Annotated in this window: 13 protein-coding genes and 1 pseudogene; 9 read left to right on the top strand and 5 right to left on the bottom strand. The window is 62.4% G+C overall.

Features of this window, described 5'->3' with window-relative positions; translation table 11 throughout:
• Positions 1–3 precede the first annotated feature (3 nt).
• Positions 4–1592: pseudogene (locus P0D84_RS48655) on the bottom strand (oleate hydratase).
• A gap of 358 nt (positions 1593–1950) precedes the next feature.
• On the opposite strand from P0D84_RS48655, the gene P0D84_RS48650 reads away from it, so the two are divergent.
• Positions 1951–2781 (top strand): potassium channel family protein, encoded by an 831-nt coding sequence (locus tag P0D84_RS48650; RefSeq protein ID WP_408351717.1) that lies wholly within the window; start codon positions 1951–1953, stop codon positions 2779–2781.
• Here the strand turns inward: P0D84_RS48650 and P0D84_RS48645 are convergent.
• Positions 2747–3865 (bottom strand): PAS domain-containing sensor histidine kinase, encoded by a 1119-nt coding sequence (locus tag P0D84_RS48645; protein ID WP_408351713.1) that lies wholly within the window; start codon positions 3863–3865, stop codon positions 2747–2749. The two genes, P0D84_RS48650 and P0D84_RS48645, sit on opposite strands and share 35 nt — an antisense overlap.
• A 140-nt stretch (positions 3866–4005) precedes the next feature.
• On the bottom strand, positions 4006–4380 hold the full coding sequence (locus P0D84_RS48640) for a TraR/DksA family transcriptional regulator (protein ID WP_408351710.1): 375 nt from the start codon (positions 4378–4380) through the stop codon (positions 4006–4008).
• Between the two features lie 411 nt (positions 4381–4791).
• Here P0D84_RS48640 and P0D84_RS48635 point away from each other — a divergent pair, with 411 nt between their 5' ends.
• The 4 genes from P0D84_RS48635 (at position 4792) to P0D84_RS48620 (ending at position 6987) form a co-directional block, all read left to right on the top strand.
• Positions 4792–5127: a hypothetical protein gene (locus tag P0D84_RS48635; RefSeq protein ID WP_408351707.1), complete on the top strand. Its 336-nt coding sequence runs from the start codon at positions 4792–4794 to the stop codon at positions 5125–5127.
• Positions 5128–5189: 62 nt separating this feature from the next.
• Positions 5190–5648 (top strand): universal stress protein, encoded by a 459-nt coding sequence (locus tag P0D84_RS48630; RefSeq protein WP_408351704.1) that lies wholly within the window; start codon positions 5190–5192, stop codon positions 5646–5648.
• A 174-nt stretch (positions 5649–5822) separates the two neighbouring features.
• Positions 5823–6251 (top strand): hypothetical protein, encoded by a 429-nt coding sequence (locus P0D84_RS48625; RefSeq protein ID WP_408351701.1) that lies wholly within the window; start codon positions 5823–5825, stop codon positions 6249–6251.
• Positions 6241–6987, top strand: a complete 747-nt coding sequence (locus P0D84_RS48620) for a beta-ketoacyl-ACP reductase (protein ID WP_408351698.1) — start codon at positions 6241–6243, stop codon at positions 6985–6987. Before P0D84_RS48625 ends, P0D84_RS48620 begins: the two co-directional genes overlap by 11 nt.
• A gap of 109 nt (positions 6988–7096) precedes the next feature.
• Here the strand turns inward: P0D84_RS48620 and P0D84_RS48615 are convergent, their stop codons facing one another.
• Positions 7097–8866: a bifunctional aminoglycoside phosphotransferase/ATP-binding protein gene (locus P0D84_RS48615; protein WP_408351695.1), complete on the bottom strand. Its 1770-nt coding sequence runs from the start codon at positions 8864–8866 to the stop codon at positions 7097–7099.
• A gap of 75 nt (positions 8867–8941) precedes the next feature.
• Here P0D84_RS48615 and P0D84_RS48610 point away from each other — a divergent pair, with 75 nt between their 5' ends.
• From P0D84_RS48610 to P0D84_RS48595, 4 genes are all read left to right on the top strand, one after another.
• Complete coding sequence (locus P0D84_RS48610; RefSeq protein WP_408351692.1) at positions 8942–9982, top strand: zinc-dependent alcohol dehydrogenase family protein; 1041 nt, start codon at positions 8942–8944, stop codon at positions 9980–9982.
• Between the two features lie 125 nt (positions 9983–10107).
• Complete coding sequence (locus P0D84_RS48605; protein ID WP_408351689.1) at positions 10108–10539, top strand: Hsp20/alpha crystallin family protein; 432 nt, start codon at positions 10108–10110, stop codon at positions 10537–10539.
• A gap of 75 nt (positions 10540–10614) precedes the next feature.
• A complete protein-coding gene (locus P0D84_RS48600; protein ID WP_408351686.1) occupies positions 10615–11265 on the top strand; it encodes a BON domain-containing protein in 651 nt (216 codons plus the stop codon).
• A gap of 88 nt (positions 11266–11353) precedes the next feature.
• A complete protein-coding gene (locus tag P0D84_RS48595; protein WP_408351683.1) occupies positions 11354–11620 on the top strand; it encodes a UDP-glucose 4-epimerase in 267 nt (88 codons plus the stop codon).
• Positions 11621–11755: 135 nt separating this feature from the next.
• Here the strand turns inward: P0D84_RS48595 and adhP are convergent, their stop codons facing one another.
• Positions 11756–12781: an alcohol dehydrogenase AdhP gene (gene adhP, locus P0D84_RS48590; protein ID WP_408351680.1), complete on the bottom strand. Its 1026-nt coding sequence runs from the start codon at positions 12779–12781 to the stop codon at positions 11756–11758.
• Positions 12782–13110: the final 329 nt, after the last annotated feature.

Raw genomic sequence — 13110 nt, 5'->3', positions numbered from 1 at the left:
TGACTAGCAGTCCCGTAGCGTAGAAAACGCCTTGTAGACAACCCTCGGATCATGCCGGCCCTTGTAGACCTCCGGTGCAGCGAGATCGAGTCCGAGCAGTGCATACACCGCATTCTGCGCCGAACGCACCGAGTACTCGACGGTGAACACGACATCGTTGGGCAACTCGCAGAACTGCCCGGTGAACGCAAGGTTATGCCAGCCTTCGGGCACCACGGCAGGCCGGTCGCCACGGCGGCGCGGCAGGAACTGGCTCGTGATGAACGGCATCAGGCAGGGAATGCAGTTGGCGTGGTCGAGAATTCGGGCAGACTCCGCCTCCACCCGCAAATGGGCCAGAATCTCCGTCAGGATTTCCCGGCCCGTGCAGGCCAGCATCGGCTTGGTCACGAAATCGCCGGGCTTGTCGACGCGCAAACCATAACCCCATAACACCTGCACGTCCGCGGGCTGGCCGATGAAATGTGGCTGATGCGGCAGAACGATAGACGCGAGCCAACTCGACTCCGCGAGCGTGATCAGGCCACCTTCGCCCGGCACATTGCCGGTCAGGTCACGGATCAGCCGGAACAGCGTCGGGTCGCGCAACGTGACGGTGAACGAGAGCCACTTCGATGCGTCGATATGATCCGCGAAGACGGACGGGTGGCCGAACTCGGGGCGGCCCGCGGCAATGGTTTTCCAGAGATGCCAGGCGCCCGTGGCGTCGGCGGCATTCAACGCGGCGGGGCGGTCCATGTCGCCCAGGCTGGAAGCGGCGGTCATCGAGCCGAGCGTCACGATGACCTTGTCCGTCGGCCCGACCGGCAACTCGACGCGTTCATGCGCGCGTTCGCAGACGATGCCGCGCACCCGCTTTTCTGTGCCGGTTTCGTCGAACAGCAGATTCGTCACCCGGGTGTCCGGCCGGAACGTCACGCCGTGGTCGTCCAGCCAGCGGCGCAGCGGCCGGATCATCGAGTCGTACTGGTTGTAGACCGTGCGCATGATGCCATGCAACTGGTTGAATCCAGCGGACATATGCGCAAAACGCAGAAGGTAGCGCCGGAATTCGACCGCGCTGTGCCAGGGCTGGAAAGCGAACGTCGTGCACCACATCAACCAGAAATTGGTCTCGAAGAAAGACGATTCGAAATGGTCCGAGATCCGGCTGTCGCCGAGCATGACCTCCGGTTCGATCGTTAGCCGCCCGAGCGTCAGCAGATGCCTTTCATCGAGGCCATAAACGGGCGTGTCTTCGCGTTTTCCGTTTCTGACGAGTCGCGACTTCGATGAGGTGCTGATTGTCTCGTTCCAGTCGAAAATCTCCTGTGTCACGCTCTTGCTGCCATCCAGCGTCGGAATCGACGAGAACAGGTCGTAGGTGCACAGATACTTGCTTTCGAGCATGCGACCGCCGCGGACGACATAGCCGCCTTCCGCGGTGCCCGCGCCGTCCAGGCTGCCGCCGGGCTTGTCGAGTGCTTCAAGAATGGCGATGTCGCAGCCGCGTATGTGCCCGTCGCGGTCGCCAACGAAGCAATACCGCCGCCGACGAGATAGAACTTGCCACTGTCAGGACTGTGGCCGTCGAGGTTGGCGTCAGCGCGCAATACCGGCGCGTGAATCGGGTCAGAGTGTTGCACGTCGATTTTCCTTTTCATGTTCGTCACTGTCGGAATGCAGCCGGACCGCCGCGAGGCGCGTGGTGGACGTTGCTTCAACATACCCGTGGTGCTTGCGTTCCGATTGAGTTGGATCAAGCAATGCTTGCGGCGGCGCTGTCGATCGCGCAGGACGCCGACGGATTCGCTCGATCCGTTACGGCCGCCCGTGCGCGCATCACTTCGGCGCATTTTGCTGTTTCGTGATCTTTATCAAGGTTACCTGAAGGCACGCTCGTACGCTGGTTCAGCGCAGGACGTCGTCTACGTGGTCAATCAGCGTCCTAACCTCGAATGCGGTGGCGAAATGAAAGAGAGTTTTCGCATTGCGGGCCTCGGTGGTGTCGATCCCCATGACAACGCGCGTGCGGTACGTGCATGGCGCTGGCTCCAGTGGCTTCTGTTCGGATTCAGCCTGCTCGCCATTCCCGCTTTCTACTTTGAACTGGCGGTCGATTCGCCGCTGCTCCATCCGGCGGGCAGGGCGCTCTATGCCTGTATGTCGGCAGGGTTCGCCGTTTCGCTCGCCTGGATGGCGCATCTGAGCCGCAAACCCAGGCGGTTTCTCGTGCGAAACCGCTACGACCTGTTGATCGCGATGGGCGCAGCGGCCAGCGTCGCGTGGGGCGTGTCCACGTGGTCGTCGCTCGAATGGGTGCTGCGCATTCTGTTCGTGGGACTGGTGGCGGCCCGCATCGCCGTGTCGCTGCGTGCGTTTTTCTCGCCCAATCGCTTACTTCTGCTGTTAGGAACCGCTGCGGTCCTGCTGGCGTCGGCGGGGGGCGGCTTTTACTGGCTCGAGCCGAGCGTGCACAGCTATGCCGAGGGCGTCTGGCTGGCATTCGAAAGTAGCGCGACGGTCGGCTTCGGCGACATGGCGCCGACCACGCCGGCGTCGCGCGTGTTTGCGGCCTTCGTGGTATTGCTTGGCTACGGCCTGCTGTCGCTGGTATTCGCGAGCATTGCGGCGATCTTCATCGAACAGGAAGAGCGCCTGCTGCGCCGTGAAATGCATCGTGACATCAAGACCTTGCAGGCGGAAATCGCGGCGCTGCGAAGGGAGGTGGGCCGCATCGGCACCCCGGCGCACCTCGACGAAGGGGCTACCGAACCTGATCGCCTGCCTGGATCGCGTTGAGGGGGATATGAACGGCAATCCGGAAGCCGGCGCCGGGTGTGCTGTCTATCCGAACGGAACCGCCCAGCTGGCGCGCGCGCTCGCGCATGCCGAGCAAACCGAATGAGCGTGGCCTGCGCTTATCGTCGAGCTCCGTGCCACGGCCGTCGTCTTCAATACGTACGGTGCAGGTGCCGACGCTGGTCGATATCGCAATCAGCACGTGACTTGCCTTGGCATGCTTCACGACGTTGGTCAGCGCTTCCTGCACGATGCGGAAAATCGCGGTTGAGGCGGACGGCGTGAAATGCGCCGCGTCGAGGTCGGCTTCGACGATGGTCTCGAAGTCGTAGCGATGTGTGAAATCATCGGCAAGCCACTCGAGAGCGGCGGCGAGACCGAGGTCGTCCAGCATCGGTGGTCGTAGATTAGCCGCGAGGCGCCGCAGCGATGCCATCATGGCGTCGATCTGCCGTTGCAGTTCGCTCGTTGTGGCTAGCGCGGCAGGGCTGGTGTGGCTCGCCGCCAGTTGTGCTTCCAGCGCGGCGATGCCCATTTTGAGAGCCGTCAGTTGCTGGCCGAGATCGTCGTGCAATTCGCGAGCGATGCGCTTCTGTTCATCCTCGCGCGTACTCTGAATCTGCGCCGCCAATTCGCTGCTGTGTTCGAGTTCGGCCAGCCGCATGCGCTCGGTCATATCGCGTGTGACCTTGGCGAAGCCGAGCAGCTCGCCGGACGGATCGTGCACCGCGGTGATCGTGACATCCGCCCAGAAGCGTGAACCGTCCCGGCGCACGCGCCAGCCCTGATCTTCCGCTCGGCCACGGGCGGCGGCAAGGGCGAGTTCACGCCCAGGCTTGTCGGAGGCGACGTCTTCAGGCGTATAGAAAAGAGAAAAATGACGGCCGATGATTTCGTCGGTGGAATAGCCCTTGATTTTGCGTGCGCCGCTATTCCAGCTCGCCACGCGGCCGGCTGGATCCAGCATGAAAATCGCATAGTCCTGGACCGCATCGATCAGCAATTGATAGCGGTCCTCCAGCGGGACCTCGGAGTCATTTGCCGAGCCAGCCTTGCGCTTTGCATCGTTCCAGTTGAAATCCACCGTTACCTCCCGACCCACGTTGCACGCCGTTTGCCGAAAGGTTAGCATCCGCGCACAGGGCGCGCTCTGGAATGTGGTTCGAGGGAGCATCGGATTCGCGGATCATCGATGCATGGTTCAAACGACCCACCGCGCCGGAACTAGCGGCGAAGCGCATGCTCGTGGCTAGCCTGGCATGCTTCGCAGCGCGTCGCGGCGGGGCAGACGAGCAGTCGCGCGAGCGGTATGTTTTCGTCGCAGTCGACGCAGATTCCGTACGTACCCGCCTGCAGCCGCCTATGCGCGCGAGCGATCGCTTCGAGCTCGCTTGCCAGATGGCCAGACATCGCCAACCGCTCATCCAGAACCTGCTCGGCATAGGCGCGCTCGCCTTCATCGCCAACCGGCGTGGCGAGCTCCGCGTACGACTGATCGTCATTTTTCACTCCGTCGCGAGCCAGCGCCGAACGCAACGCCGTTTCCCGGCGCGTCAGCAAATCGCGCAGCTCCGATTGCCTTCTTGCACTTAACAGCATGACAGCCTCCAATTATGTTTGCGGACTTCGGAGCGCAGACGCCGATCGGTCCGCGCTGTCCGTCCCGTATCCCGCCTACGCGAATCGCCTCCGGCCATGCGCGGCATAGATCGAACCGATGCGCCGCCATGTCGTCCCTCCCCAATGCTTATACCAGGGTAGCGCCTCAAGGCAGTGGCCAACGCAGGATTCAACTCGCTGCCATGCCACCTTGATCAGTCAGGCAATTGTGGGCGGACATCAGCTTGATGTCTTGATGCAAGTCAAGTGGTCCGGGCCGTTCGAGCCGATCATCCAATCATCCCGCAGCCGTATCTTGCCGCACTAGCGGCGCCACTGCGGTGGCGCGACATCGTTGCGGAGCCCGCGCGAAAACGCTGCACGCTTGGGAGAAGGAATATGGGAGTCGGCATGCAAATCGTCTATTTCGGTTTTGCCGGGACGTCGCAGATCGAAGCCGAGGCGGCTTCGCAACTGGTGCGTCTGGAACGTTTCAGCAAATACATTTCTGGCTGCCATCTGGCGATTGAATCCATTCGCGCCGCGCGCGAGCGTTTCGGGGCCGACGTGCCGGCCGAATACAAGCGCAGCCCGCTGTTCGACGCCCGGCTTGATCTGATCATGCGCAATGGCGAGCTCGTCCCGATCGGGCACTGTCTGGACATCGATGCAAACGCGGCGGTACGGGCCGCATTCGATTCCGCTGAGCAGCAGCTCGAACGGAGTCCGGCGCGCACTCGCTCCTGATCATCCCGCGTCGGCACCGAGGCTGCCCCGGTTCTTTTGCAATCTGTTACGAGGAGGAAATCATGTACGCAAACATTCTGGTGGCCATGGACGGCAGTGAAGGGTCGAAACGGGCGCTCAACGAAGCGATTCGCGTGGCCAAACTGGCACGCGGCAGACTGACGGCGTTGTATGTCCTCGATCAGTCGGCGGCGTTCACCTACGCTGGCGCGTGCGATCCCCATCTGCTGACCGACGCCGCGCGCCAGGTCGGACGCAGCCTGCTGGACGACGCACTCGCGAAAATGCAAGCGCTCGGCGTGGCAGGCGATACAGAAATTCTCGAGACCCAAGGCATCGCCGAGGACATCGCAAGTTGTATCGCGCGCTGTGTCGATCGGCGTGGCGTGGATCTCGTGGTGATGGGCACCCATGGACGGCGCGGCATGCGACGCATGGTGCTTGGCAGCGTCGCCGAGCGCTTCGTGCGCCATTCGCCATGTCCTGTACTTCTGGTTCGGGAGACCGCAGCCGAAGGCTGAGCGCAGTCCAGGCGAGGTAGGGCGCACGCGAGGTCTGTTCAGACGCACGCTTGATACAGGTCAACGGGCCTCCGACGACACCGCCTACATTGGACAGACTGCTGCCTCGCGATCAACGGCAGTGAAAATCGCGGGCGCGCTCGCGTGCCACCCCGAAACCACCGGAGGACCATCATGGCAACTGAATCTACCAGCCCGCTCGATCTGTATCGCGCGAATCTGGGACTTGAACTATGCATGCTGAGTGTCTGGCGCGAAGGCCGCCAGCAAGCCTGTGAGTTGGAGATGCTGCGCGAGTATTTGGCGGCGACCACCAATCTCTGGCAACAGGGTCTGGTTTCAGCGGTCAAGCAGCAAAACGCCTGCATCGACGGCATGCGCGACGCGTTCGCCAGATGGCAAGCGGCGTGGAGGGGAGAATGGCAGACGGGCGCCGGCATGACTTCCACGACGATGCCGCTGCAGGAATGGATGCAGCGTTTCGAGCAAACAGTCAGAGACGCGCCGGACGGCCGCGCGGAGTTCGGACCGGACATGAATTCGGCAGCGCCTCCTACGGCGGCACGCAGCCGCGCGGCACAAGGAGACCGGCATGTCGGCTAAACGCGTTGCCTTCATCACCGGCGGCATGGGCGGACTCGGCGCCGCCATCAGCCGGCGCCTCCATGACGCAGGCATGGTGGTCGCCATGTCGCACTCGGAACGTAACGATCACGTCGCCACCTGGCTGATGCACGAACTCGACGCCGGCCGCCGTTTTCACGCCTACGAAGCGGACGTGACCAGTTTCGACTCATGCGCACACTGTGCCGAGCGCGTCCTGAACGAATTTGGTTCGGTCGACGTTCTGATCAACAATGCCGGCATCACGCGCGATTCGACCTTTGCCAAAATGAACAAGGACGACTGGGATGCGGTGCTGCGCACCGATCTCGACGCGCTGTTCAATATGACCAAGCCGTTACTCGGCGCAATGGTTGCGCAGGGTTTTGGGCGCGTCGTCAATATCGGCTCGGTGAACGGCGCGCGCGGCGCGTTCGGGCAGACCAATTACGCGGCGGCGAAGGCCGGGATTCACGGCTTTACCATGTCACTGGCGCTGGAAGTCGCGAAACACGGCGTGACGGTCAATACCGTATCGCCAGGCTACCTCGCGACCGCCATGACCGCCGCCGTACCGAAGGACGTGATGGAAGCGAGGATCCTGCCGCAGATTCCGGTGGGCCGCCTGGGTCACCCTGACGAAGTCGCTGCTCTGATCGCATTTCTCTGTTCTGACGACGCGGGCTTCGTCACAGGCGCGAACATCGCTATCAATGGCGGCATGCACATGGGCTGAAGGAGGGGGGCGGGGCAGCCAGGCCGCGTCTTCAATCGATCTCCAATCAGGTTTTCGCTCCTCAGGGCCACCACTGCGGGCCGCGTCGCGAATCGTGACGCGGCCTGTCTCACGCGTGGGCCACCTCCGGCATCGCCCTATTTTGCCTTTCCAGCGCGTCCAGCCGTTCCAGCAACGCTTGCCAGTACCCGATATGCGCAAAGGCGCCGAGCGGCACTTCGGTATCGAAATACACGGTGTCGCCCATCTCCTCTACGCTGAGTGGTTCCTCATTCGCCAATTGCCTGACCAGAACCGCCGGTCCGGCGTCCGACTCCGCATGCGCCTGCGCGGCGCGCTTGCCGACGCGTTCCGCAAGCAGGCAGGTCCGCGCGTGAAAATCCAGCACGATGACAGGAACCGACAGTGCATTTCCCAACGCCGCAAAGCTCGACCGGTGCTCGCGCTTCAGAAACGTGGCGTCGACCAGCACCGGGTAGCCCGCGCTGAGCGCCTGCCGCGTGAGCGCCAGCAGCGTGCCGTAGTGGCGATCGATCGCGTGCGTCGAATAGGTGGCGCGAGGCAAGGGTCGCGTATCGGCCGGCGCAAACGGGCATGGGCGATTGCGTTCGATGTCGCTGGACACGCGGATCGCACCGATCAGACTGACGAGCGCCTCGCTCGCCACCGATTTGCCCGAACCGGAATAGCCGTGGCATAGCAATAGATAAGGACGCGGCTTCGCAATCATGCGTTCAGCGAGTTGCAGATAGCGGTTCGTCTGTTCGATTCCGTCGCCGGTCGGGCAACTGCGCGCTTTTAACGCCACCACCAGAGCACGCACCAGTGCGCGATAAACCATGTAGTAACGAACCGCCGGTAACGCGGCGAAGTCGCCCGTCCGTTGCAGCCAGCCGTTCAGTAACCGGGCGGCGAGGTCGTCCCGATCGTGCGCCTGCAGGTTCATGAGCAGGAAGCTCAGATCGCTTGCCACGTCGATCCATCGCAAGGTATCGCTGAACTCGATGCAATCGAACATGAGCACGCGCTTGCCGCGCCGCACCACGTTCGCGAGGTGCAGGTCGCCGTGGCATTCGCGCACGAAGCCACCGGCGCGACGCGCTTCGAAATGTCCCGCAAGGCGCGTGCCTTCGGCGTCACACCAGCGACGAAGCGTGCCCGGCACAGGTGTGCCGGTCGCCCGTTCGAACGAGTCCAGCACGGTTCGCATTTGCCCGCGCACAGCGGACGCCGAACCGAAGTTACCGCCTGGTGCGGCGCGCGCCGCGCAGCGGTGAAATCCGGCGAGGCGTTCTGCCAGCGCATCTATCTCCGCAAAGCCGAGTGCGCCGCGCGCGAGCAGTGCCCCGAATACTTCGCGCTCTTCAAAGCGCCGCATCCTGACCGCGTGTTCGACTACACGCCCTTGCCGGTCGAACCTGTACACACGGCCTTTCCGCACGATCGTTTCGACACCGCAATACAGCTCGCGCGCAAGGCGGCGGTTCAGCCGGACTTCGTCTTCGCACGCGCGCCGCCGCACAGCAGGTCGCGTGAAATCGACGAAGCCAGGATTGACGGGTTTCTTGAGCTTGTAGGCGTAGCGGCCAGCCAGGTAGACCACCGAGATATGCGTTTCGATCCGGCGTATGCGGCCTGCGGGATGACGGTACGCGCAGGGCCGTTGCAAGGCCCGGTCGATGGCGCGCGAGCCTCGTTGCACGAGATGCTCGCGTTGTCTGGCATGTAGCGGCCGGTGAGGTGGCAAAGAGAAGTGATCGGCCATGATCGGCTCCGCAAACATTGAGGGCACGTCCAGCATAGGCGTGCGCGGTCGGCGGAAATTGACCGAGGTCATCCATTTCGCTGCGCGGCCGCCGATACGCATCGCTTGACTCATGTCAATTGGCGCCGCGTGAGCCAGCCTAGAGTGAGTCGTACAGCAGGCTCGGTTCGATCAACGGAGGCAGCACCTATGAAAGCGCTCGTGTATCACGGTCCGGACAAGAAATCGCTTGATGAACGGCCCATTCCAAAGCTGGCCGCACCAGGCGATGCGATAGTCAAGATGACGGGCACCACGATTTGTGGCACCGATCTGCACATTCTGAAAGGCGATGTGCCGACCTGTGAGCCAGGACGCATTCTCGGCCATGAGGGGGTTGGCATCGTGCAGGAGGTCGGCGCTGCGGTGTCGGCGTTCAAACGAGGCGACAGGGTGCTTATTTCGTGCATTTCGTCGTGTGGCAAATGCGACTACTGTCGGCGCGGCATGTATTCGCATTGCACCACCGGCGGCTGGATTCTCGGCAACAGGATCGACGGCACCCAGGCCGAGTTCGTGCGCATTCCGCACGCCGAGACGAGCCTGTATCCGATCCCCTCCGGCGCCGATGAAGAAGCGCTCGTGATGCTCTCGGACATCCTGCCGACCGGCTTCGAATGCGGTGTGCTGAACGGCAAGGTTCAGCCCGGCAGCACGGTGGCGATTGTCGGGGTCGGGCCGATCGGTCTCGCCGCGCTGCTGACCGCGCAGTTCTATTCGCCGGCGCAGATCATCGTGATCGACCACGATCCGAACCGTCTTGAAGTCGCGAGCCGCTTCGGTGCCACAGCGTGTATCGATAACGGCCACGCTGATCCGGTCGCCGCCGTGACGAAGCTGACGGAACAGACGGGCGTCGATTGCGCGATCGAGGCGGTCGGCATAGCGGTCACGTTCGAGTTGTGCGAGGCGCTTATTGCGCCGGGCGGCGTGATCGCGAATGTGGGTGTGCACGGCGTGAAAGCCGATCTGCACCTCGAGAAACTGTGGGATCGCAACATTGCGATCACGACGCGCCTCGTCGATACCGTGAGCACGCCGATGCTGCTCAAAACCGTTCGCTCGGGCCGCATCGACCCCGCGCGGCTGATCACGCACCGCTTCCAACTCGAAGATGTCGCAGGCGCTTACGACACCTTCGGCCGCGCGGCCGAGACGCATGCGCTGAAAGTCATCATCAAGGTGTCCTAGCGCTCGAGAAGACTCGACCCACGAGCTGTCAGGAAAGAAAGCCGGTACGCCGGTGATCCACACGGCCGTACCATTCAACCCATCCAGTATCCATGACGTCCATGGATGATTTCAGGAGTGACACGATGAGCAACTTGACTCGTTTTGACCCGTTTCCGCTCGAACCCATGTCGGAGCTGTTCCAGGGCTTATTTCGTCCGCTGCGTGGCGGCGCGGGTGGCGACGCGCCGCTGGCCGATATCAAGGTCGATGTGACGGAAAGCGATACCGGGTACACGGTGAAAGCCGAATTGCCGGGCGTCGAGAAGAACGATATTGACGTGAAAATCGACGGCAACCTCGTATCGATCAGTGCGAGGGTCGAGCGTCAAAAGGAACTGAAAGACGGCGAACGGGTAATTCGGCGCGAGTGTTATTCGGGCGCTGTCAGCCGGTCGTTTTCGCTCGCGAGCGAGATCGACGAAGCCGCCGCGGCCGCGCAGTACAAGGACGGCGTGCTCTCGTTGACGCTGCCCAAGAAAGCGGCGTCCGAGCGCAAACGCCTGCCGATCAATTGATCGGGGCCGCGCCGGGCGCACGGCTGCACGTTCCGGCGCGGCTGCAATCCCTTGCATGCCATCAAGGAGCAGGCAATGAAGTCGGACATGGAATTGAAGCGGCAGGTCGAAGACGAATTGGCGTGGGACCCGGCCGTCGACAGCACGGACATCGGCGTCGAAGTGCGTGAGCGCGTCGTCACGCTGTCCGGGCATCCGACCAGCTACGCCGAGAAACTGGCTGCGGAGAAAGCGGCGCAGCGCGTGGCAGGCGTCAAGGCCGTCGTGGTGGAAATGGATATCCGCCTGATGCATACGGACGTGCGAACCGATGAAGACATCGCCAACGCCGTTCGCACGATCCTGCGCTGGACCGTCGCGTTGAGTGAAGAGGCCGTCAAGGTGCAGGTCGAAAAAGGCTGGGTGACGTTGCGCGGCGAAGTCGACCGGGCCTATCAGAGCCATGTCGCCACCCGCACGGTTTCGCATATGCGCGGCGTGACGGGCGTATCGAACCTGATTCGCATCGGCGGGGACGCTGCTGCGCAGGATATCGGCGAGCAGATCAGTCAGGCGCTCCAACGCCACGCCGATCGTGAAGCGAAGCACATCGAGATCAAAGTGCATGAGGGCACTGTTACCCTCACGGGGAAGGTTGATTCCGCTGCCGAACGATCGGCTGCACGCGGAGCGGCATGGTCCGCGCCGGGCGTATATGCAGTCGTCGATAATCTGACGGTGGGATAGGTACGCGCGCTTGCTGCGGCAGGGGCGACGCCGCGGATGCGGCGCCCGCCGCGCGGCTCGTTGACCACGCATCAAAAGGGAGCGACTCATGACGATTTCGGGTAGCGTGGGCGACGGCGACTGGTCAGTCGCCGCAACCACACATCGCACAGCGGGCGGCTTCGACTGCTCGATCCAGCTCAGCCATCACACGCCAGAGGGAATCTTCAAACACGAGTTCACGCACAGCAGTATTTTTCCGACAGAGCGCGAAGCCGTCCTGGCGGGTTTGCGCGAAGGTATGGAATGGGTGAGGCTCAAGATGTCGAACACGTTGTCGGTTCCGCCACACGGATGTTCTATTAAGCCGGAGTGATTTCTGTCACCCCCTCCTTATCTATCACTTCGCGCGTCTCTCTTTTCACGTTCAACCGTTAACAGAGAGGTCATGCGAGGGCGTCAGGCGCGAACGGTCAGGCGCTCGCGCCGCGTCTTTCGTCAATTTTGCCGCTCAGTCGATCTTCAGCACAATGCGGCCATCGACGTTCCCGCTCTTCAGTTCGGCGAGAACATGATTGATATTGTCGAGCCGATCGAGATGAATGCGAGCGCGGACTTGGCCTTGCGCGGCGAATTCGAGTGATTCCTGCAAGTCCTTGCGTGTACCGACAATGGAACCGCGCACGGTGATGCCGTTGAGCACGGTTGAGAAGATCGGCAGCGGGAAGTCACCTGGCGGCAGTCCATTCAGTGCGATGGTGCCGCCACGGCGCACCATGCCCAGCGCCTGAGCGAAAGCGCTGCGCGATACGGCGGTGACAAGTACGCCGTGCGTTCCGCCGATCTCTTTCTGGATCGCCGCCGCGGCGTCGCATTCCGAAGCGTTGAACGTGAGCGCTGCGCCGAGCTCGCGGGCGAGCGCAAGCTTACCGTCGGAAATGTCGACCGCGACCACGCGCAGGCCCATCGCAATAGCGTATTGAACCGCGACGTGGCCCAGGCCGCCGATCCCCGAAATCGTAATCCATTGACCCGGCCGTGTGTCCGTCATGCGAATACCTTTGTACACTGTCACGCCCGCGCAGAGGATCGGAGCGATATCTTCGAACGCGACAGCCGACGGCAGATGGCCGACGTAGTTCGGGTCGGCCAGCACGTACTCGGCGTAGGCACCGTTGACCGAGTAGCCCGTATTCTGCTGCTCCTGGCACAGCGTTTCCCAACCGCCAAGGCAATGCTCGCAATGACCGCAGGCGGTGTAAAGCCACGGCACGCCCACGCGATCGCCTTCCTTGACATGGGTGACGCCCTCGCCGACTGCGGCGACATAGCCGACACCTTCGTGGCCGGGAATGAAGGGCAGTGTCGGCTTGACCGGCCAGTCGCCGTCAGCCGCGTGCAGATCCGTGTGACATACGCCGGATGCCTTGATGTTGACGAGAATCTGTCCGCGCCCGGGCTTCGGGACGGGGACCTCTTCGATACGTAGCGGAGCGCCGAATTCGTGAACGACAGCAGCTTTCATAAGTTGGGCCATGGCCTTTCTCCGGATGGTGATTGGGTGGCGACCAGTATCTCCTTCGCGGATGCGGCGCAATTGACTTGGATCATCCAACACCCACGCGCTTTTTTGCAAATCAGGCTGCCGTGGTTCGCTGTCTGCGCGAGGGTAATGGGGTGACGTGATGGCCTCAGTCGAGCCACTGCTCGCGTGGCGTATGACAGGTGCACGCAACGGCCTTCGAGATGATCCATGTCAAACAGCAGGACGCCGTGCCGGCCTAATCTCAAATCACACGGGGGCTGACCAGCGTCCGGAAAATGACGGCTCAAACGGGCCGGTCCCAAGAATTGAAAGATCCTAAC

Origin of the sequence: Paraburkholderia sp. RL17-337-BIB-A (assembly GCF_046025895.1) — a bacterium.
Classification (GTDB): Bacteria; Pseudomonadota; Gammaproteobacteria; order Burkholderiales; family Burkholderiaceae; genus Paraburkholderia; species Paraburkholderia fungorum_C.
This window is presented reverse-complemented; position numbering and strand designations above follow the sequence as displayed.

Bases quoted from the DNA above. Each gene is read 5' to 3' on its own strand.
- P0D84_RS48640 (WP_408351710.1), bottom strand. From the start codon at position 4,380: ATGCTGTTAAGTGCAAGAAGGCAATCGGAGCTGCGCGATTTGCTGACG.
- P0D84_RS48615 (WP_408351695.1), bottom strand. From the start codon at position 8,866: ATGAGTCAAGCGATGCGTATCGGCGGCCGCGCAGCGAAATGGATGACC.
- P0D84_RS48625 (WP_408351701.1), top strand. From the start codon at position 5,823: ATGGCAACTGAATCTACCAGCCCGCTCGATCTGTATCGCGCGAATCTG.
- adhP (WP_408351680.1), bottom strand. From the start codon at position 12,781: ATGGCCCAACTTATGAAAGCTGCTGTCGTTCACGAATTCGGCGCTCCG.
- P0D84_RS48595 (WP_408351683.1), top strand. From the start codon at position 11,354: ATGACGATTTCGGGTAGCGTGGGCGACGGCGACTGGTCAGTCGCCGCA.
- P0D84_RS48610 (WP_408351692.1), top strand. From the start codon at position 8,942: ATGAAAGCGCTCGTGTATCACGGTCCGGACAAGAAATCGCTTGATGAA.
- P0D84_RS48620 (WP_408351698.1), top strand. From the start codon at position 6,241: ATGTCGGCTAAACGCGTTGCCTTCATCACCGGCGGCATGGGCGGACTC.
- P0D84_RS48600 (WP_408351686.1), top strand. From the start codon at position 10,615: ATGAAGTCGGACATGGAATTGAAGCGGCAGGTCGAAGACGAATTGGCG.
- P0D84_RS48635 (WP_408351707.1), top strand. From the start codon at position 4,792: ATGCAAATCGTCTATTTCGGTTTTGCCGGGACGTCGCAGATCGAAGCC.
- P0D84_RS48605 (WP_408351689.1), top strand. From the start codon at position 10,108: ATGAGCAACTTGACTCGTTTTGACCCGTTTCCGCTCGAACCCATGTCG.
- P0D84_RS48630 (WP_408351704.1), top strand. From the start codon at position 5,190: ATGTACGCAAACATTCTGGTGGCCATGGACGGCAGTGAAGGGTCGAAA.
- P0D84_RS48650 (WP_408351717.1), top strand. From the start codon at position 1,951: ATGAAAGAGAGTTTTCGCATTGCGGGCCTCGGTGGTGTCGATCCCCAT.